The 19093-nt window shown below is 73.7% G+C and carries 20 protein-coding genes; 10 read left to right on the top strand and 10 right to left on the bottom strand.

Translation table 11 applies throughout. From position 1 onward, the window contains the following. Window positions 1-1206, bottom strand: a complete 1206-nt coding sequence (locus tag ACY0MR_RS01020; protein WP_473558335.1) for a cupin domain-containing protein — start codon at window positions 1204-1206, stop codon at window positions 1-3. Then, on the bottom strand, window positions 1203-1574 hold the full coding sequence (locus tag ACY0MR_RS01015; protein WP_473558332.1) for a BatC protein: 372 nt from the start codon (window positions 1572-1574) through the stop codon (window positions 1203-1205). Before ACY0MR_RS01015 ends, ACY0MR_RS01020 begins: the two co-directional genes overlap by 4 nt. Before the next feature lie 269 nt (window positions 1575-1843). Here ACY0MR_RS01015 and ACY0MR_RS01010 point away from each other — a divergent pair, with 269 nt between their 5' ends. The 3 genes from ACY0MR_RS01010 to ACY0MR_RS01000 all read left to right on the top strand — a co-directional run bounded on the left by ACY0MR_RS01010 (window position 1844) and on the right by ACY0MR_RS01000 (window position 3501). Then, window positions 1844-2446: a gamma carbonic anhydrase family protein gene (locus ACY0MR_RS01010; RefSeq protein WP_388800567.1), complete on the top strand. Its 603-nt coding sequence runs from the start codon at window positions 1844-1846 to the stop codon at window positions 2444-2446. A 126-nt stretch (window positions 2447-2572) separates the two neighbouring features. Further along, complete coding sequence (locus ACY0MR_RS01005) at window positions 2573-2926, top strand: hypothetical protein (RefSeq protein ID WP_473558329.1); 354 nt, start codon at window positions 2573-2575, stop codon at window positions 2924-2926. 137 nt (window positions 2927-3063) lie between these two features. After that, entirely contained in the window at window positions 3064-3501 is a 438-nt protein-coding gene (locus ACY0MR_RS01000; RefSeq protein WP_388800573.1) for a glutaredoxin domain-containing protein, read from the top strand. A gap of 126 nt (window positions 3502-3627) precedes the next feature. On the opposite strand, the gene ACY0MR_RS00995 is transcribed toward ACY0MR_RS01000, so the two are convergent. Further along, window positions 3628-4257, bottom strand: coding sequence for a TetR/AcrR family transcriptional regulator (locus tag ACY0MR_RS00995; protein ID WP_392864360.1), 630 nt, complete (start codon window positions 4255-4257; stop codon window positions 3628-3630). 64 nt (window positions 4258-4321) lie between these two features. Here ACY0MR_RS00995 and ACY0MR_RS00990 point away from each other — a divergent pair, with 64 nt between their 5' ends. Both ACY0MR_RS00990 and ACY0MR_RS00985 read left to right on the top strand, forming a co-directional pair. Further along, entirely contained in the window at window positions 4322-5932 is a 1611-nt protein-coding gene (locus tag ACY0MR_RS00990) for an FAD-binding oxidoreductase (RefSeq protein WP_388800579.1), read from the top strand. A gap of 188 nt (window positions 5933-6120) precedes the next feature. Then, the gene (locus ACY0MR_RS00985) at window positions 6121-6540 is read left to right on the top strand and encodes a hypothetical protein (protein WP_361851020.1); all 420 of its coding nucleotides are present in this window, start codon (window positions 6121-6123) and stop codon (window positions 6538-6540) included. A 6-nt stretch (window positions 6541-6546) separates the two neighbouring features. Here the strand turns inward: ACY0MR_RS00985 and ACY0MR_RS00980 are convergent, their stop codons facing one another. Further along, on the bottom strand, window positions 6547-7881 hold the full coding sequence (locus tag ACY0MR_RS00980; protein ID WP_473558325.1) for a cytochrome P450: 1335 nt from the start codon (window positions 7879-7881) through the stop codon (window positions 6547-6549). A gap of 265 nt (window positions 7882-8146) precedes the next feature. Then, window positions 8147-10039, bottom strand: coding sequence for an N-acetylmuramoyl-L-alanine amidase (locus tag ACY0MR_RS00975; protein ID WP_473558323.1), 1893 nt, complete (start codon window positions 10037-10039; stop codon window positions 8147-8149). A 277-nt stretch (window positions 10040-10316) separates the two neighbouring features. Between ACY0MR_RS00975 and gad the strand changes: the two genes are divergently transcribed. Further along, window positions 10317-11681 (top strand): glutamate decarboxylase, encoded by a 1365-nt coding sequence (gene gad / locus ACY0MR_RS00970; protein ID WP_451060820.1) that lies wholly within the window; start codon window positions 10317-10319, stop codon window positions 11679-11681. A 723-nt stretch (window positions 11682-12404) separates the two neighbouring features. After that, a complete protein-coding gene (locus tag ACY0MR_RS00965) occupies window positions 12405-13271 on the top strand; it encodes a lysostaphin resistance A-like protein (RefSeq protein WP_473558319.1) in 867 nt (288 codons plus the stop codon). A 63-nt stretch (window positions 13272-13334) separates the two neighbouring features. Here ACY0MR_RS00965 and ACY0MR_RS00960 read toward each other — a convergent pair whose 3' ends face one another. From ACY0MR_RS00960 to ACY0MR_RS00945, 4 genes are all read right to left on the bottom strand, one after another. Next, window positions 13335-13874: a hypothetical protein gene (locus ACY0MR_RS00960; protein WP_392864355.1), complete on the bottom strand. Its 540-nt coding sequence runs from the start codon at window positions 13872-13874 to the stop codon at window positions 13335-13337. Window positions 13875-14117: 243 nt separating this feature from the next. Next, window positions 14118-14384 carry a DUF4235 domain-containing protein gene (locus ACY0MR_RS00955; protein WP_388800597.1) on the bottom strand — a complete coding sequence of 89 codons (267 nt, stop codon included), beginning with the start codon at window positions 14382-14384 and terminating at the stop codon, window positions 14118-14120. Continuing rightward, the gene (locus ACY0MR_RS00950; RefSeq protein ID WP_473558316.1) at window positions 14381-14848 is read right to left on the bottom strand and encodes a DUF3618 domain-containing protein; all 468 of its coding nucleotides are present in this window, start codon (window positions 14846-14848) and stop codon (window positions 14381-14383) included. The genes ACY0MR_RS00955 and ACY0MR_RS00950 overlap by 4 nt, the downstream gene beginning before the upstream one ends. Then, window positions 14845-15261 carry a phage holin family protein gene (locus ACY0MR_RS00945; protein ID WP_361851036.1) on the bottom strand — a complete coding sequence of 139 codons (417 nt, stop codon included), beginning with the start codon at window positions 15259-15261 and terminating at the stop codon, window positions 14845-14847. Before ACY0MR_RS00945 ends, ACY0MR_RS00950 begins: the two co-directional genes overlap by 4 nt. Before the next feature lie 354 nt (window positions 15262-15615). On the opposite strand from ACY0MR_RS00945, the gene ACY0MR_RS00940 reads away from it, so the two are divergent. From ACY0MR_RS00940 to ACY0MR_RS00930, 3 genes are all read left to right on the top strand, one after another. Next, entirely contained in the window at window positions 15616-16149 is a 534-nt protein-coding gene (locus tag ACY0MR_RS00940; RefSeq protein ID WP_473558313.1) for a DUF7822 domain-containing protein, read from the top strand. Between the two features lie 75 nt (window positions 16150-16224). Next, on the top strand, window positions 16225-16773 hold the full coding sequence (locus tag ACY0MR_RS00935; protein WP_403314543.1) for a GNAT family N-acetyltransferase: 549 nt from the start codon (window positions 16225-16227) through the stop codon (window positions 16771-16773). A 471-nt stretch (window positions 16774-17244) separates the two neighbouring features. Further along, window positions 17245-17826 (top strand): hypothetical protein, encoded by a 582-nt coding sequence (locus tag ACY0MR_RS00930; RefSeq protein WP_392864353.1) that lies wholly within the window; start codon window positions 17245-17247, stop codon window positions 17824-17826. 37 nt (window positions 17827-17863) lie between these two features. On the opposite strand, the gene ACY0MR_RS00925 is transcribed toward ACY0MR_RS00930, so the two are convergent. Then, the gene (locus tag ACY0MR_RS00925; protein WP_392039826.1) at window positions 17864-19081 is read right to left on the bottom strand and encodes a PucR family transcriptional regulator; all 1218 of its coding nucleotides are present in this window, start codon (window positions 19079-19081) and stop codon (window positions 17864-17866) included. Between the last annotated feature and the right edge of the window lie 12 nt (window positions 19082-19093).

Raw genomic sequence — 19093 nt, 5'->3', positions numbered from 1 at the left:
TCATGACGCGGCGGGCACCAGCACGCCGGCGCGGAGCAGCCGCTCGACGAAGGGGAGACCGAGGGCGCCGGCGGCGTGGGTGCCGCCGTCGAGGATCCGGAGCACCGACGCGAGGTCCCGCTCCGGGAAGTCGAGCCACCCGACACGGGTGGCGAGACGCCGGCCGAGCAGCCTGGCGTCCAGCGCCGCGCGAAGCCGCACCGGGGTGTCGGGCGCGAGCCCCTGGAGCACACCCAGCTGCGCCAGCGGTCCCATGGGAGCCGGGCGCGCCTGGCCGCGGCGGGTCGCGTGGAACAGGGGAGTGGGGTCCGCCTCGTCGAGCGCCGCGGCGAGACGCCGCCGTACGAAGGACAGCGCCTCGCCCGGGCCTTCCACGCCCAGCGGAAGGGAGCCGCGCATCTCCGGGTCCTCCCGCAGCAACGCCAGTGCGGCCTCGGCGAGTTGCTCCGCCAGCGCGTGCCGCGTCCACGTGTGGACCCCGAGCGTCAGATGGATCGACACGTCACCCAGCGCTTCGGCGGCGTGCAGCCAGCCGCGCGGCAGGTAGAGGACGTCACCGGGTTCGAGCACCGTGTCGAGGTACGCCTCTCCGAGCGCGGCCTCGGCGACCGCGGCGCGGTGAGCGGTCCACGGCTGGTCCCGCAGCGGGTCGGGGTGCACCGGCTCGTGGACGATCCACCGCTTGGCGCCGGTCACCTGGAGGACGAACACGTCGTGGACGTCGTAGTGGTCGTCGAAGCCGCGGTTCTGCGGCGGCGTGACGTAGGCGTTGGCCTGCACGGGGTGGCCCAGTTCCGTACCGAGCCGGGAGGCGAACTCCATGACCGGCTGCCAGGTGCGCTGCAGTGCCTGGAGTACCAGCGTGCTGCCGTCGGCGAAGCTCCGCCACAGGGCCGTGTCGTCCAGCTGGTCCGCAACGGAAGCGCCGACTCCCCCCGGGGACGTGTACGACGACTCGGGGGCCGTCGTGCCGCCCTTCGCGACGCGGAGGAACGGGGTGCGCAACCCGCGCCGGGAGACCAGCTCGTCCACGGCGGCGGCCGAGAACAGACCCGAGAAGTCACCGGCTCCGCGGGTCAGCAGCGGAGTGCGCCCCCAGACGTCCCGGGCGAACTCCTCGCGCCGGATGCCGATCAGACACGACTCCAGGACACGCCCGCCGGAATCCGCGGTCGTGTCCCGAAGCGTCGTGGGGACGGTGCTCAAACGCCGCCGCCGGTCCTGCCGGCACCACCGTCGGCTCCTCCGTCGGCGCCGCCGTCGCCACCTCCGTCGGCTCCTCCGTCGGCGCCGCCGTCGTGCACGCCGGGCTTGCCGGCCGCGCCGCCGTCCGCCGGACCTTCGGCACCGCTGTCGGCACCGCCGTCAGAGCCGCCGTCAGCCCCGCCGTCGGCGCCGCCGTCGTGCACGCCGGGCTTGCCGGCCGCGCCGCCGTCCGCCGGACCTTCGGCACCGCTGTCCGCGCCTCCGTCGGCTCCTCCGTCGGCGCCCCCGTCGTGGACGCCGGGCGTGCCGACGGCGCCGCCGTCCGCCGGACCTTCCTGCTGGTTCGGGTCCTGCTCGGCGTGCGCCATGGTTCCTCCTGAGGAAGGGACGATCGATGAGGGGAGGTCCGGATCCGGACCCTCTGTCCACGCTCACCCACCCAGGGGGCAGCGGCAACCGGAGCGGCCGTCCGGGCGAGCACCGGGCCGGCGGGCGGCGGAGATGCGGTCGAGGGGCCGCCGACGGCGGGCGAAGGGCCACCGAGGCCGCGGCGAGCCGCCGTGCGCGCGCCGAACGTCCGCCGCGCCCGCTCACGACGGGCAGACGCCGGCCCTCGGGTTGCGGCATGATCGCGGGCATGCTGATCGCCCATGAGGGTCGCTCCCCGTCCGTCCACCCCACGGCCTACGTCGCCCCGACCGCCACGCTGTGCGGAGACGTGCGCGTGGGGGCGGGCTGCCGCGTCCTCTTCGGCGCGGTGCTGACCGCCGAGGGCGGACCGGTGGAGCTGGGGGAGAGCAGCATCGTCATGGAGAACGCGGTCCTGCGCGGTACCCGGCGCGATCCGCTGACCGTGGGACGGCAGGTCCTGGTGGGCCCCACCTCCTACCTGAGCGGCTGCCGGGTCGAGGACGAGGTCTTCCTGGCCACCGGAAGCCGTGTCTTCAACGGGGCCCGGATCGGTGTCCGCTCCGAGGTCCGGATCAACGGCATCGTGCATCTGCGCACCGTCCTGCCCGCCGACTCCCTGGTCCCGATCGGCTGGGTCGCCGTCGGCGATCCCGCGCGCATCCTCCCGCCGGGGGAGCACGAGGAGATCTGGTCGGTGCAGAAGGAACTGGACTTCCCCGGCTACGTCTTCGGCCTGGAGCGCCCGCCCGCCGGCGAGAGCCTCATGCCCGGCATCGCCGACCGCTTCGGCCGCGGCCTGGCCCGCCACCGTGACGACGAACCGATCTGATCACCACGGACACGCGCAGGCGCAACCTGCTCCGGGCGTCGGAGACTTCGCCCGGTGCGGCCTCGTTTCAGGGCTCTCGAATCCGGGGGGCGCCCCCTTGTCGGAGCCGTGTGAGAGCCTCCGGACATGAGCTACAACCTGGCTGTCTGGGATGGCGATCGACCGGCGGACGACAAGACCGCCGGCCGGGTCTTCGACGAGCTGTACGACCGCTACGTCGTCGGGGCGGGAGAGCCGCCGACCGCACGGATCGCGGCCTACGTGTCCGCGCTGCTCGAACGGTGGTGCGACCTCTCCGAGGACGTGGAGGGCACCTCGCCCTGGTCGACGAGTCCGCTGCTCGGTGAGGCGAGCGGTCCGCTGATCTACTTTCCCCTGCGGTGGAGCATGGCCGAGGAGGCGTCGACCCATGCGGCTGCCGTGGCCGAGTCGATGGGGCTGATCTGCTTCGACGCGCAGCAGGGCCGGCTCAGGCCGTGAGGAGGCCGTCCGGCGCTGCCCGGCGGTGGACCGCGGGCCGGGGCGGCGCCGACGAGAGAGGGCGGTCAGCCTCTGCGTGCGGTGGGGGACCGGACCATCCTGACGGCGGTCTCCGCCGGGCCGATAGCCTGCGTCGCATGATGCGTGTGTGGGTTGTGCCGGTCCTGCTCGTGCTCTGCGGTTCGGCCGTGGCGACCGGACTCCTGCGCAAGGAACGTCCCGGCGAGGCGGTGGCGCTGCTCGTGGTGTTCCTGCTGCTGGCCGCGACGAACTCTCCCGTGCTCTTCCCGAGGTCGCTCACCGCCCCGGAGGCGCAGCGCCGCAGCGCGGAGGACGGTCGGCCGATCGTCTACTGGAGGCCGGGCTGCCCGTTCTGCATGCGGCTGCGCATGAGGTTGGGGCGCAGCGCCCGGAAGATGCACTGGGTGAACATCTGGCGTGACGCGGCGGGCGCGGCGGAGGTGAGGGCCGTCAACGACGGCAACGAGACGGTGCCGACCGTCGTCATTGGCGGTCGGCCCTACACCAATCCCGACCCGGCCTGGGTACGGGACCAGCTCGGTCGTTCCCGCTGACCGGCTGCGCCGGCCGGGTCGCCGCCACCGTGCCGGACGTCCGTCCGGTGACGTCGGTGTGGTGGACGTCGGTGTGACACCGGCATCGGACGTACTCCCCGCGCTCCGGTGCCGTCGATGTCCGGGTCAGGTCGTGGGGGCGGCCGCGAGGGCCGCGGCTACGGCGAAGAGGCGCGTGCAGCGCCGGGTCATGGCCTCCGGCGTCTCCTCGGGATGCTTGACCCACCAGCGGACGAGGGTGCCGACCAGATCCGTCCAGACGTGCCGGAGCGCGTCCGCGTCCAGGGGGTCGGTGGAGCCGGAGGCGCGCAGCAACTCGGCGGTGCCGTCGGCCGCGAGGGCGTCGACGGCGGCCCAGTAGGCGCCCGCCGCCCGGGCGGCCTCCCCGCCGGGCGGCAGGGTGCGGTCGTAGAGCACGAACCAGGCCTCCCGGCGTCCTTCCAGTGCGGTGAAGAGCGCGCGGAGCACCCGCAGGGGTGTGCCGGGGGTTGCGCCCGCCTCGCCGATCGCCGTACGCATCGTGTCGAGGAGCTCGTCCCCGATCGGCGTCAGGCAGGCGACGTACAGGTCCTCCTTGGTGCCGAAGTACTGGTGCAGCAGCGTCTTGGTGACCCCGACGCGTTCCGCGACGACGGCCAGGGAGGCAGCGGCGAAACCGCGGTGCGCGAACTCCTGCGTGGCGGCCTCCAGCATCTGCCGGCGACGCAGGTGCCGGGGGACGCCCTTGGTGCCGGCCTTCGATCGAGGGGTTGCCATGCGCGAATATTATCAGTAAGTAATTTACCCCTTGGTAAATTCACTCGCTGTCCCTGGAGCGCCCATGCCCGGCACGACGACGCAGTCGACCCCCTCCGCCCCCGTCCGCTCCTGGTGGGGCTGGGGATGGGAGAGCGCCCACCCGGACGACGCCGAGTGCACGGCGATGGGCGCCCTGCTGCCCGGGACCCTCGCGCGCCCGCTGCCCGTTCCCCGCGTCGCCGATCTGGGCATCGGGGCCCCCGCCGTCCAACCCCCCGCGAGCCTGGAGCGGCTGATCGGCACCGACCCGGCCCGGCGCGCGGCGCACGCCATGGGCAAGGCCTACCGGGACGTCGCGCGCGCCCTGCGCGGCCGCCCCGGCCGCATCCCCGACCTCGTCGCGTTCCCCAGCCGGGAGCGGGAGGTGACCGACCTCCTGAACTGGGCCGGCGAGCACGGAGTCGCCGTCGTGCCCTTCGGCGGGGGATCCTCCGTGGTCGGCGGCGTCGAGTACCGCGGCGACCGCCACCGCGCGGTGCTCTCCCTCGACCTGACGAGGATGAACCGGGTGCTGGAGGTCGACTCCGAGGGCAGGGCCGCCCGCATCCAGGCGGGCACGCTCGGACCCGGCCTGGAGAACCAGCTGCGGCCGCACGGTCTGACGCTCCGGCACTTCCCGCAGAGCTTCGAGTTCTCCACCCTCGGCGGCTGGCTCGCGACCCGGGCCGGAGGCCACTACGCCACCGGCCGCACGCACATCGACGACTTCGTCCAGTCGATGCGGGTCGTCACCCCCGCCGGCACCTCGGAGTCCTGGCGGCTGCCCGCCTCGGGCGCGGGCCCCTCGCCGGACCGCCTGTTCCTCGGATCCGAAGGCGCGCTCGGCATCATCACCGAGGCCTGGGTACGGCTCCAGGCCCGCCCGGTCCACAAGGCGTCCGCCTCGCTCGCCTTCACCGACTTCGGAGCCGCGCTGGAGGCCGTACGCGCCCTGGCGCAGTCCGACCTCGCCCCCGCCAACTGCCGGCTCCTCGACTCCGGCGAGGCCGCGCTCGCGGGCGCCGCGAAGGACGGCTCGTCCGTCCTCGTCCTGGGCTTCGAGTCCGCCGACGCCCCGGTCGACACCCGGCTCGCCCAGGCCGTCGACCTGGCCCGCTCCCACGGCGGGCGGCACGAGCCGCCCGCGGCCCGCGGAGGCGGCGCCCGCGGGGACGAGGCGGTGAGCGCCTGGCGGTCGGCGTTCCTGCGCATGCCCTACCTGCGGGACGGCCTCGCACGGATGGGCGCCGTCGCCGAGACCTTCGAGACGGCCGCCACCTGGGACCGCGTCCCCGCCCTCGTCGAGGACGTCCGCAGGACGGTCGGCGAGGCGGCGCTCAAGATCTCGGGACACCCGGCCACCGTCAACTGCCGCCTCACGCACGTGTACCCCGACGGGGCGGCGCCCTACTTCACCGTGCTCGCCGCGGGGCGCCCCGGGGACGAGGTCGCCCTCTGGGACGAGCTGAAGACCGTGGCGGGCGAGGTGCTCCAGCGGCACCGGGCCACCATCACCCACCACCACGCCGTCGGCCGCGACCACCGGCCCGGCTACGACCGCCAGCGCCCGGAACCGTTCGCCCTGGCCCTCCGCGCCGCGAAGGGAGCGCTCGACCCGCACGGCATCCTCAACCCGGGGGTACTGGTGGACTGAGGCACGGCCCTCACCCCGCCCGTACCGGGACTGCCCCCGCCGCGCCCGGACAGGCGGCGGGGGAGTGGGGCAGCTCCCGGTACGGGCGGCGCGCCGGGGGCGCCGGGTGACCGGACGCCGACCGCCCGCGGAGGCACCGGGCCGCCACGACGAGGCGCCCGCGGCCGGTCGGGGGGACAATGGCCCTGATGATGACTGTGCTGATCGCAGGCCTGCCCGAGGGCGACGAGCTGGAGTCGGTGCGTGCCCGGGTCCACTCCAGCCCGCACTTCCGCATCGTCGCCCACGCCTTCGAACCCCACATCGCGCTGGCACAGGCCCGCGTGCTGCTGCCCGACATCGCGGTGATCACCCGGCACCTGCCCCGCCCCGAGGCCGACCTCGCCCGCTACCGCCTCCTGCGGGACCTGCGCGCCTTCGACCCGCCCACCGGGATCGTCCTGCGCCGCGACGCCGGCGAACCCGACCGCCCGCTGGGACCGGGAGCCGAGCCCGTCGACGGAGCGATCCACGAGATCCGCCGCGGGGAGACCGACGCCCTCTGGGACGCCCTGGTCACCATCGGCCGCCGTCGCGCGAGCTGCGACACCGACCCGACGGGACTCTGACCCGCTTCAGGACGGCCGCCGCGGCAGCACGACCGGGACGCGCAGCGGCGCGCGGAACGAGAGCAGCCCCAGGGTCGGCGTAGGGGCCGCGTCATGCGCGAGCCGGACGGACGGGAGGTGGCGGGCGGCCGCCCGGAGGGCCACGGCCGCCTCCGTGCGCGCCAGGGAGGCCCCCGGGCAGCGGTGGCGCCCCACACCGAAGGCGAGGTGGTGGCGGACGTCGGCGCGGCCGGGGATCATCCGCCCGGGGTCGGTGAAGACGTCGGGATCGGAGCCGCTGCCCATGAGCATCAGCAGGAGACCGGCACCGGCGGGGAGCGCGACCCCGCCGAGCTCCACGGGGCGGGCGGTGACCCGGCGCCACGAGGTGACCGGCGGCTCCCTCCGCAGGACCTCCTCGACCCACTCCTCGGCCAGGCCCGCCTGCCCGGCCGGCCGCGGCCACAGCCCCGGTTCGGCGAGGGCGCGGTGCAGGACGGTGGAGATGAGCTGGCCGGTCGTGGACTGCCCGGCGACGAAGACGAAGAAGCACGCGCTGACCGCCGTCCGCGGGTCGAGCAGACCGCCGTCGGGCAGGCGGTGGCGGGCCAGCGCCCCGACGAAACTGTCCGCGGGCGTGGACCCGTCGCCGACGAGTTCCGTGAGCCAGGTGTGGAACTCCGCCACGAGATCGGCCAGTTCGAGCTGACGGTCCGCCGAGGGGCGCCCCCAGAAGAGCTCGAGCGAGGCATCGCTCCAGCGGACCAGAGTGTCCGCGTCAAGCCCCTGGACGCCGAGAAGCTCCATCATCACCCGACAGGGCAGGGTGTGCGCGAACGCCCGGAACAGGTCGCTCGTCCCGGTGACGTCGAGCTCCGCCCGGACCGTGCCGAGCAGCTCGTCGGCGATCCGCTCGATCACCGGAACCGCAGCCTCCACCCGGCGGGCGTTGAAGAACCGCGTGACGGCGCGGCGAAGCCCGGGATGAGTGTCGGTCGCGTTGTTGGCGAGGGCGGGACCCAACCGGAAGCCCGCTCGCGCGAGCCGGCGCAGCGCCGGCACGCCGAGGGGCGTGACCGCGTGCTGGGCGTTGTCGGGGAGGAACGCCGCCGGCTCGAGCAGGACCCGCCGGATGTCCTCGTACCGGCTCACGAGCCAGAGCCCGGTGGCGGCGTCCCGGTACACCGGGGCTTCGGACCGCAGGCGGTCCAGCCAGGGGTACGGGTCCTGGACGAAGCCCTCGCCGAACAGGTCGAGCAGCTCCAGCGGATCCTCCGGGCCGGACGGCGGCGCCGCGTGAGCGGAGGGGCAGGTGCCGACCGTGCCCCGAGGGGCCGTGGCGGCGCGGGAGGCGGTGGTCACGGTGGCGGACGCTAGCACGCGAACGGGTACGTACCGGTCGGCCTGTGCTCCGCGTCACCCGACACCGGCGTCGTGCGGGACGCGGACCCGATACGGGGTACCCGCAGCCGCAGCCGCAGCCGCAGCCGCAGCCGCAGCCGCAGCCGCAGCCGCAGCCGCAGCCGCAGCCGCAGCCGCAGCCGCTCAGGCGTTTGGCCGTCGCCGTGCGCGCCGACGGCGTCGCACCGCGGGGCCCGCCGCCCCGATGCCCGGGCCTGCCGCTCCCTCAGTCCGTCTCCGCCGTGCTCACGGTCGCCAGGCGGCGGTTGTACTGGATCACTTCGTACGTCTGGGCGCCGGTGACCACGGCTTCTGACCGCGAGGGCGTGGCCGGGAAGAAGTCGTCCGCCCGCACCGACGCGGCGGCGGCCACGTACGCCTGCCCCCGGGGGAACGCGTACATGGAGAACGGCGTCTGCTCCGACGCGGGCAGACCCCGCGGGTACTCCGCGGCACGCGGGTAGGCCGTGGTGTAGACGGAGACCGACGTCATCCCGCCCGCGGGACGGACGATCCGCGCCTGCGGAGCCGGACGGGTGTTCACGCCCCCCGGGTTGTGGATCCACCCCTTCCGCCCGCCGAACCAGATCGCCGTCCAGTCCCCGCGCACCTCGGCGACCACGAACTCCTGCCCCCACATCGCCGTGGAACCCCAGTCGTCGATGCGGTCGCTTCCCGCCGACCCGTCCGGGCGCAGAGCGAGGTCGGGGACGAGCGGAGCGCCGACGCGCGGCTCGGTGCGCACGTAGACGAAGTTCGACGGCTGCGTACGGGCCCGGCAGGTCGGGGCGCACACCGTCACCGTCTGCGCGTTCTCGGCGTAGGCCGGGGCGATCGCGACCGCCTGACCGACGGCGAGGGGAGCGGCCGTACCCGTACGCTCGGCCGCGTGCTCCCGGGAGGTACCGGCGTGGAGGAGGGACATGAACCTCTCCCAGTCCCAGTAGGGGCCCGGGTCCCAATGCGCGTCCGGTGCGCGGGACGGCCTCGGCGGCATGACGTTGTCGTGCCCGATGACGTGCTGCCGGTCGAGCGGAACCCCGAACCGCCGCGCCAGGTAGACGACCAGCTCGGCCGTCGCCGCGTACTGGGCCGGGGTGAACCAGGTGGGCCCCTGGGCGGCGTACCCCTCCAGCTCGATGCCGACCCCGTGCAGGTTGGTCCAGTAGTTGCCGGCGTGGAAGGCGATGTCCTTGGTGGCGACCATCTGTGTGGCCGCGCTGCCGTCGGCCTTCAGCACGTAGTGGGCGGAAGCCCCGCTGGCGGGATCCTGGAACCAGCTGACTCCGCCGTCGTAGGACCCTTCGAGGTCGTGGATGACGATGTAGTCGACGTCCAGACCGTTCGAGTTCCGCCTGGACACCTGGTAGTTCGAGGCGGCGGCGGGCACGAATCGGCAGTTCAGCGTGCGAGGGCACTCCGACACCGCCGCGTCCGACGTCCGCAGGCCGAGCGACGCCAGCTGCGACCTGGCCGGACGCACCGACGGGGACTTCGCGAGAGACACCTTCTGGCCATCCTCGCGCACCCGCTCCTTCCCGCCGCGGATCACCGCGAACACCCCCTCGGCGAACCTTTCGGCCGTGGCCGTGTCGGCCGCCTGGCTGTAGCGCGCCACGGCCCCGTACCAGTCGCCGGGGTCGGCCGACGCGGTAGCGGTGGCCCGCCGCTGGTACGAGGCGAGCAGAGCGGCGCCTCCGCGGAGGTTCTGCCGCTCGTCCCGCCTGACGGCGGCGGGCGCGACGCCGATCAGCGCCGCGGCGGCCTGCACCGTGTGCTCCGAGGGGTCGTCGGTGCCCGTGGAATCCACCGGCCCTTCGCCCGGACGATGCGCGTACCCGTGCCCGGACGTCGTGTCCGTCAGATGCATCGGACCGTAACCGCCCTTGGTGCTCGGCCGGCCGTCGTGGTGCTCCCACCACGAGGACTCGTGGCTGACGCCGAGCAGTACCGCCTTCGGGACCCCGAACTCCGCCGCGGCCTGCTCCGCCGCCCGCTCGAAACGCCCCGGCGTCGCGCCGGAGGGCTGGGCGGTCCCCGCGGTGGCACACCCCCACACGAGGGCCGCCGCGACGCCCGCGGCGCCGGCGCTCCGGCGCGGCCTGAGTCTCCTGGTCACACCATGTCCAATCCGCCGTGGGGGTACGGGTACGGCCGACGAGCGGCCATGACGACCCTTCGTGACGACGGTCTCCAGGTCCCCCCGACACGCCCGTCCCGCCCCGCCCCGTCACCGCACCGGCGCAGCGGTCCCGCTCCGGGGCAGCGGTCCCGCACCGGGGCACGGGAGGCGTCCGCGCGCGCGGGATCGGCGCGGACGCGGCCGGCGGCGCCCGGCGGCTCGGCCTCGGCGTGTCCCTCGGGTCGGCCTGTGCGAGGACTGTTTGAATCCCGGCATGACCAAGCGTGACGACGAGGCTCTGTTCGGTAATCGGTTCCTAACCGTGCCCGCCCCCTCGGAGACCTTCCCCGCCGAGGGAATGTCCGCGACGGACGCGATGCGGCTCGTGGACGTCGACCTCGCGATGGAGGGCGATCCGCAACGCAACCTCGCCACCTTCGTCACGACGTGGATGGAGCCGGAAGCGCAGCGGCTCATCGCCGAGAACCTCCACCGCAACTTCATCGACCATGCCGAGTACCCCATCTCCGCCGAGATCGAGCAACGTTGCGTGCGTATGCTCGCCGACCTCTTCCACGCGCCGGGCGCCACCGCCGGCTGCCGTACCCAGGGCTCGTCCGAGGCGATCATGCTCGGTGGGCTCTCGCTCAAGTGGAAGTGGCGTGAGCGCCGCCAGGCGGCGAACCTGCCGACCGACCGGCCCAATCTGGTCTTCGGCGGTGACGTCCACGTCGTCTGGGAGAAGTTCTGCCGCTACTTCGACGTCGAACCGCGGATCGTGCCGCTCGCCGAGGGCAAGTACACCATCGGTCCCGAGGACGTCGAACCCCGTCTCGACGAGAACACGATCGGCGTCGTCGCCGTGCTCGGCACCACCTTCACGGGCCACAAGGACGACGTCGTCGGGATCGACGAACTCCTCCGGAACGTCCGGGAGAAGCGGGACCTCGACATTCCCATCCACGTGGACGGCGCGAGCGGTGCCTTCGTGTGGCCGTTCCTCTACCCGGATTCCCCGTGGGACTTCCGCCTCGAACAGGTCCGCTCGATCAACGTCTCGGGCCACAAGTACGGCCTGGTCTACCCCGGCATCGGCTGGCTGATCTTCCGTGAGGAGGCGGACCTCTCCAAGGACCTCGTGTTCTACGAGAACTACCTGGGAAAGACCGACTCGACGTTCACCCTGAACTTCTCCACCGGGGCGTCGATGGTGCTCGCGCAGTACTACAACTTCGTACGGCTCGGCCGTCAGGGCTACACCTACGTCATGAAGGTGATGCAGGAGAACGCGCGCGTCCTGGCGGACAACCTGCGTGCCGGCGGACGCTTCGAGGTCATCGGAGCCGATCTCGAACAGTTGCCCCTCGTGGCCTTCCGGCTCTCCGGCCGGCACGCCTACGACGAGTCCGACATCGCCTGGCAGCTCTCCGCCGAACGCGGGTGGATGGTCCCGGCGTACACGCTCCCTCCCGACGCCGAGCGCGTGAAGATCCTGCGGGCCCTGGTCAAGGAGACCCTCAGCCGCGAGCAGGTCGACCGCCTGAGCCAGGACATCGCCGACGCCTGCCGCACCCTGGACGAGAAGGGCGCCACCCACGACGCGGAACGAGCCCGGGTCAAGCGCGGCACCGGATACTGACGGGCCCTCGGCCGCCCTCCGCGCACGATCGAGCCGGGAACGACCGGGCACCAAGGGGCAGTCGGGTTCGGGAACGGACGGCGGGACCGACATCCGTGTGAGGCACGGCAGTTCCTCCTCCCCCGGGGAGTCGGGGCCCTGGGCGTCGCCGGCACGACGGGAGCGCAGGGCCGACGGGTCGTCGTGCGGGGACGCCCTGCGCCCCGCACCGTCCGCACCGCCCAGGTCGTGCCCGTCACCCGCCGCGACCGGGGTTCCGCGCCGGCACGGTCCGACGGGACCGGGGCGTCTCCCCGGAGTCAGCCTGTGAAAGGCTTGCACCCCGCGCACCCACCGGGCTCGGCAGCGTGAACGGTCCACGGTGCGACGGGTCCGCCTCCGCGCGGAAGGCCCGGACGCCCCGCCACGGCGGGGCCGTCCGCCGACGACGAGTTCGGCGCACCGCCCCGCCGTGGCGGGGACGACCGCACCACCGCACGGCAAGACCCCGGAAAGCAGACGATGTCCGACCCCATACCAGGACCTCCCCACCACGCCCATCGGCCGTGGCCGCCTCCCGCGCAGGGCCCGCACCCCTGGCACGGTCCGCCGCCCGGCTGGGGCCCGCCGGCTCCGCCGCCGCGAGCGCCCGGGCCGGTCGCGGCGCCGCCGGGGACCGCGTACCACGAGCAGGCACGCAACGGACGACAGCGCGCCTGGGCGCGTGTCGGGGAGTTCTTCCTGGTGCTCGCGTTGATGGTGGCCACGATGATCGGCGTGTTCGTCGTCGCGGCCGTCGTCGGCACCCTGGCGGGACTCAGATGGGCGCCCGCCGACAGCGACGAGATCTTCGCCGATCCGCTGCTCGACAACGCGGTCCTGCTGGTGAGCCTGGCCCTCTGGATTCCCGCCGTGCTGGTCGGCGTGCGCGTGTGCGGGAAGCGGCCTGCCGGAACGCTCGCGTCCGTCACCGGACGCCTCCGGTGGGGATGGCTGGGACGGAGCCTGGGCCTGGCCGCGGCGGTCCTGGTCGTCCAGAACCTCCTGCTGGTCGCCTGGAGTCTGTACGCGGACGGTTCGGAGGCGGTGACGGGCGAGACCCCCGGTTGGGCCGAACTCGCTCTGAGCCTGCTCGTGCTGTGGGCGCTCGTGCCGTTCCAGGCCGCCGCCGAGGAAGTCGTCTTCCGCGGCTGGCTGGTCCAGTTCGCCGGCGGAATCCTCCGTACACCATGGCCGGGCATCGCCGTCTCCTCCGTGCTGTTCGCCCTCGCCCACGGGTACGGACAGCTCTCGGGGTTCCTGCTCCTGTGCTACTCGGCGGCCTGGTGGGCCTGGCTGACGGTGCGTACCGGGGGATTGGAGGCGGTCATCGCGGTGCACACGGTGAACAACCTGATCGCCTTCTCGCTCTCCGCCGTCTTCGGGGAGCTGGCCGACGACAGCACCGCGGCCGACGCGCCCTGGGAGGCCCTGGTCAGCGAGCTGGTGTTCGCTCCGGTGTTCTGCCTGCTGGCTGCCCGACTCGCCGCGCGGCGCGGCATCGCCGCACGCACGCCGGGCCTCCCGGCCGGAGAGAGCGCACTCGCGGTCGACGGGAAGCACCAGGGCTGACGCGGTGCGCCGGTCCCCGGCGAGTGGACGCGGACGCCGGGTCCGATGCGGCGGCCGCGGCGCTCATCCCGCCGTCGGGGCGACGCCGGCAGTCGACCGGTCGAGCAGTGCCGGTCCGACATGGGGACAGCGGGCGGCCTGCGTCAGCGCGGGAATCCGCATCCGGCGCAGAAGGTCCCGGGTGCCGCGCTGGTGGAGCGTGCTGTGCCACGCCAGCCCGGGGTGGCGGGAACGCAGGTGCGACAGCGCACGAGTGCCGAGACCGGTGCTGCGGAAGCGGTCGTGGATGACGAGGTCGGTGATGACACCCTGGGAGCAGGGGACGCAGATCCGGTACTGGACCTCGCCGACCACCTGACGGATGTGGACGAGGAGCAGGCACTCCTCGCCGAGGTCGGGGCCGGGCACGGGATCGGGATCGTGCGGGACGTGCGTGGACAGGAAGTCGATGGCGCGGTAGGCGAGGATCCGACGGCGGAGGCGGCTGGTGAGGCGCCCGCGGCGCGAGTGCTTGGCTCCGGTGCCGCCGGACGGCTGTGTCGTCACGGGGGAGGCGAAACCGAACAGACCGCTGCCGGCGGGACGCGCGTGTTGTCCGTGCATGACTCTCGTGTGCCCAGGCGGCGGAAGGATACCCGCGCCGGGATGCCGTGGAAGGCGGGCCGCTCCTCGGCCTGCCCCGGGAGTGGCCGCGCGAGCCCAGGAGTCGGGTGCGGGTACGGGCCTGCGGACGCGACCGTGCCGACCCCGGGGACGTGGGGCCGGCACGATCACGAACGGTGGCGTCGGCGCGGACGCGTGCGGTGCTCCTGACGCGGCGCCGAGTCGAGCGCCGGTTCCGGCGGCTCAGCCGGGCCAGGTGCCGGTGACCCGCCGGGTCGCCGCCGCTCCCGCCCGGTCGACGGCGGCCTTGACGACGGCGAAGATCGCTCCCTGGAGAGCCGCCGCTATCAGGACCTCCTTCCAGGTGCGGTGCTCGTCGGTCGCGTTGGGTGCGTCGTCCTGGTGACCGATCAGCTTCCACGCCTGCTTGAAGGCCGCACCCGCGATCAGGCCGCTCCCGGCGCCGAGCGCCAGGCCGACGGGCTTGTAGGCGATCTTCGACGCCTTCATCGGCGCCGCCGGGTGCGACGCAGGAGCAGGAAGACGACGAGCGCGGCTGCCGCGGCGACCAGCGGGGTGCGGTTGGCGCGCGCCACGACGACGGCCTGGTCGGCCTTCTCGCGGACCTGGTCCGGTGTCTTGTCGGCCGCGAGCTGCCCGGCCCGGGCGGCGGAGTCGCGTACCTGCGCGGCGGCGTGTGCGGCCTTGTCGAGGACCGGATCGGGAGTGCTGTCCTTGACCAGCCGACCGGCCTGCGAGGCCTTCTCCCGCAGCCGGTCGGTCACGACCGCCGCCTTCTCGGCGGCCTGCTCCTGGAGGGCGGCCGCCTTCTCCTTCGCCTGGGTCTTCACGTCCGCCTTGGCCGCCAGGGCCTCGACCGTCCGACCCAGTTCCTCGCGGGTGTGCTCGACCTGCCTGCGGAGGTTCTCGGGAGTGGGCGAGGGGTGCTGGTCGCCGTGTGAGGGGGTGTTCATCGGTGTGCTGCCTCCTTGATCTCGGCCACGTCGGCCTTGACGCTGTCGATCGTCTGCTCCGGCGCGGGCTTGCCCGCCTTGGCGATCTGGCTCCTTCCGGCCGCGGCCATCGCGGCCGCGACGGCCGCGAGCAGGGCGGCGGTGATCAGGGCGGACGCCCAGAGCGGCAGGAGCAGGGCGAGGGCGGCGATGACGGCGGCGACCGCGGCCTGTGCAGCGAGGATGCCGACCAGGCCCGCGCCGCCGAACAGTCCGCCGCCCATGCCGAACCGTTTGCCCTTCTGGACCATCTCCGCCCGGGCCAGCTGCATCTCCTCGCGGACCAGGGTGGACATCTGCTCCGAGGCCCGGGCCACGAGGTCGCCGACCGGTTCGTCGGTGGCGCGGCCCGGGGAATGTCCCACAGTGCTCATGCTTGCTCTCCTTGCTTCCCGCTCCTGCGACGTGCGCGCCGGCTGCGCGATGACCGCCGTCCCGTCCGCCGTTGCTGTGCCGCGCCGGGTGGGCGGGGGCCGGTGGACCGCGACGCGGTGGACGGACGAGGGTGGTCCGCACCACGAGTCGAGCGGCCATGGCGGCCCCTTCGGCGAGTTCGCAGCTGCCGTCAAGCCGCGCCTACCCCGTAAGAAGCGGACCACCCACCCGGCTGTGGAGCGTCGCGGACCGCGGTGGCACGCGCGGCGCAGGACGCCGAGTCGCCCACGGCTGCCGGCCCTCGACGGCCCGCGGATCGGCCGTTGTCGGTGCTCGGTGTTAGCGTCGCGACCATGGCTGACCGTTCGTATCTCTACTCCGCAGACACGATGCCGACCGGGACCGAGGTCCCCCGGCAGATCCGGTGCATATCCGAGCACAACGGGGACGTCCCCCTCGCGCACAAGCTGATGGTGGGGCGCGGCACGACCGTGGTCCCGTCCATGATCTGGAACCCTCCGATCGGCATCGCCGGGGACTACGCCGAGGGCGCGGCCCTGCTCCGCGACCTCCTGCACGCCGTGGGCAAGGGCCTTGAGGACGATGCGGAGTTCGCCGCGTGCGTCGCCCGGACCACGGCCCACCTGGAGAAGCAGCAGGCGCGGTACTTCGTCCTGGAGACCGGGGAGATCATCTCGATGACCGGTGACGACCCGGTGGCCGGCGTGCGCGAGCTGGTCTCCGTGGACATCCCGCACGCCGTCGCCCAGGCGGAGGCGGCCATCGCCGGCGAGAACGACGCGTGGCTGGTGTCGCTCCGGGCCGACTGGGAGCGGCACTTCGGGTCCTTCTACAGCGAGGCCCTCTACTTCTCCTTCTCCTCCTGAAGCGAGGGTGCCGAGCGGCGGAGGCGGGCTTCCGCCCCGGGGGTTTCCGGCGCGGCCTGCGGTAGGTTCCGGGCCATGACCGCACCCGGAAGCCCTGCCTGGCCGCCCGCCCCGATGTCCACCGAGCGGCTCGTGCTCCGCGAGAGCGAGGCCCGGGACCGTCCGGGCTTCGTCGAGCTGTTCGCTTCGCCGGAGGTGGGCGCCTACCTCGGGGGCGCCCAGCCACGCGACCGTCTCGAGCGGACCATGCCCGAGGTTCCCGGTCGGCGCACCGGCTGCTTCGTGGTCGAACGCGACGGAGCGATGATCGGCATGATCACCCTCGACCCGCGCGGTGCCGAGCGCCGTGGGCACGTGCGCCCCGAGGCGGGCGAGGCCGAACTCGGTTATCTGTTCCTGCCGGAGGCGTGGAATCGCGGTTTCGCCTTCGAGGCGTGTACGGCGGTCCTCGACTGGTTCACCCGCGCGCGTCCCGGCGAGCCCGTGGTCCTGTCCACCCAGAGCGCCAACGTCCCCGCGATGCGCCTCGCCGCCCGCCTGGGCTTCACCGAAGTCGAGCGGTTCGAGGAGTACGGAGCCGACCAGTGGTTCGGCGTCCGCGCCCCCACCGCACCGGGCGCATAGCGGCGCCCCCGGGGCTGGTCGCCCGACACGTCCCCCGCAGCACGACGCGGCCCCGCCTGCAGCGCAGCGGCAGGCGGGGCCGGAGCGGATCCCCCGACGGGGGTGGCGGGGAGGCCGTGCGCACAGCATGCACCTGAATCAAGCCACGGGATAGAGGAGTGGCGAAATTCGTATGGCTAGCGACGCCAGCCCCCCGCCCCCGGGGCTGCCCGCCCGGGCCGGCCGCCTCCAGGGTGCGTTCCCACCGGTGCCCGCTCTTGTCGATGGTCACCAAGATCGGACCGCTGGAGAGCGCGGCCTTCTCCCGGACCTTGCGGCCGTTCCACTCGTACACGGGCCGCTCGGCGGCGTGCCGCAGGCCGCTGGGACAGTTCCGCCGAGGAACACGGCACGGGGCCGCCGTCCAACGTCTCAGCGCGCTCCGGTACCACGATGACCGCCCTCCCCCGACCGGCGCGATAGCGTCCCCTCATGGGTGTGTACATGGTGAGTCTCGGTGCCGAGGACTGGTTCGGTGCCGGGGAGGACGGGTGGGGCGAGGTCGCCTCGGCTCTCGACGCCGAGCTCGTGCGGCGAGGCCTGCCGCCGTACAAGGACGTGCCCCCGGTGACGCGCTTCGCGCGCGGGTCGGGGCTGACCTTCGAGGAGAAGCTCGCCCGGCCCATGAACGGGTTCACCGCCCTGGGCGAGAGGCGGTTGACGCCGGAGGAGTGGGAGATCCTCTGCGGCTGGTCCGTCCTGGTGCCCGTCCCGCTCGACGAGGAGATCTGGCTGCCCGTCGAATCCACCGACTTCGACTCCATGATCGCCGGCGCCCCTCAGGTACGGGCGATCGCCGAGAAACTGGCGGAGGCCGTCGCTCTGCCTCCCGAAGTCCCGGCGACCTGCGACAACCTCGACCTCAGCACATGGTTCGATCAGCACGCGGTCACCCTGGCCGGCACGCGGCCCGGCCCGTGGAGCGAGGACCTGGACGCGGCCTTCTACGTCGCGCTCTTCCTGCGCGCGGCCCAGCACTCCATCCGGCGTGGCTGCCCCATGATCTGCAGGTGAGCGCGACCCCGCTCCACCGGCGTCCGGCCCGCCGCCCTCAGGGGCGGCCGCGCCACTGAAGGACCTTGAGCGCGGTGCCCACCTCGATCGTGTGCTGGGCGAGGGGGCGCGGCAGGAGCCGGTCCGCGCGGGAGAGGCGCCGCAGGAGCGTGTTGCGGTGCGTGAAGAGGCGGGCGGCGGCGCGGGTGGCGTTGCACTGCTCCTCGATGAAGACGCGGAGCGTGTCGACGAGTTCCGGGGACGCGGACTCCAACCCGCCGAGCGTCCGTGCCACGAAGCGCTCGGCGCGCTCGGGGTCGCTGGTGAGCAGGGCGACGAGTTCCACCTCGTGGTGGAAGGCCAGCCGGGTGGGCGAGGTCAGCCGGGCCAGCATCTGCTGGGTGGTCAGGGCGTCGAGATGACTGCGGCGGAAGCCGTCCACCCCCGCGGCGGTGGAGCCGAGCGCGACCCGCACGTCCGGCAGGTGGTCCAGTGCGGCGCGCGCCGCGTCTCCGTCGGGCCGGCCGTGGACCCACAGCCAGCGCGTGGCGGCGCCGGCGATGACGCTGAGGGGCCGCAGCTGGCCGGCGGCCTCGGCCAGGGCGTCGGCCGCGCGGTCGAGTTGGCCCAGATCGGCGTCGGGAACGTCCGTCCAGACGATTGCGGCGGTGTGCGTCGGCTGCAGCCGGTAGCCCAGCCGGCTCTCCGCCCGCTGCCGGGTGATCGGCGCCCCCTCCAGCAGGAGCGTGACGGTCTCGCGGCGTTCGGCGTGGGTGCCCCGGGTGAGCTCGTCCCGCTCGGCGCTCATCCGCGCCGAGACCGTGCGCACGGTGTCGTCGACGAAGGCCGCGATGGAGCGCAGCGACACGTCGAGCAGTTCGCGCAGTTCCTCCGGATCGCTGGTGAGCGTGCAGGCGATCTGCGTCCACATCCGCACGGCGACGCTCTCACCGACCCGGTAGGCGTCCAGGGCCGACTCGTCCAGTCCGCGGCGGATCATGTCCCGGGCGACGGCCAGCGGCTCGTCCGTGTCGTTGGCCGGGACCGGCTCGCCCGGCGCGCGGACGTTGGACGCGGCCCAGAACAGCAGGTTGGAGCGGTTGGTGAGGCGGGTCCCCGCGGCCAGAACGGGATCGGCCGCGATCTGCCCCCTGGCCGCGCCGGACAGGGTCGCCGCGTCGAGCTCGGCGAGCCAGTCGGGGGAGGGGGTGAGTGCGATCTCGGCACCCCGGCGGATCAGTTCCCGGATGCGCGGGGAGGGCGACGGCCACGACATCCGCTCATCGTA

It is taken from the genome of Streptomyces sp. JN8 (assembly GCF_055808075.1).
Note: the sequence above shows the minus strand (reverse complement) of the source record. Positions and strands in the feature narration are given on the sequence as shown.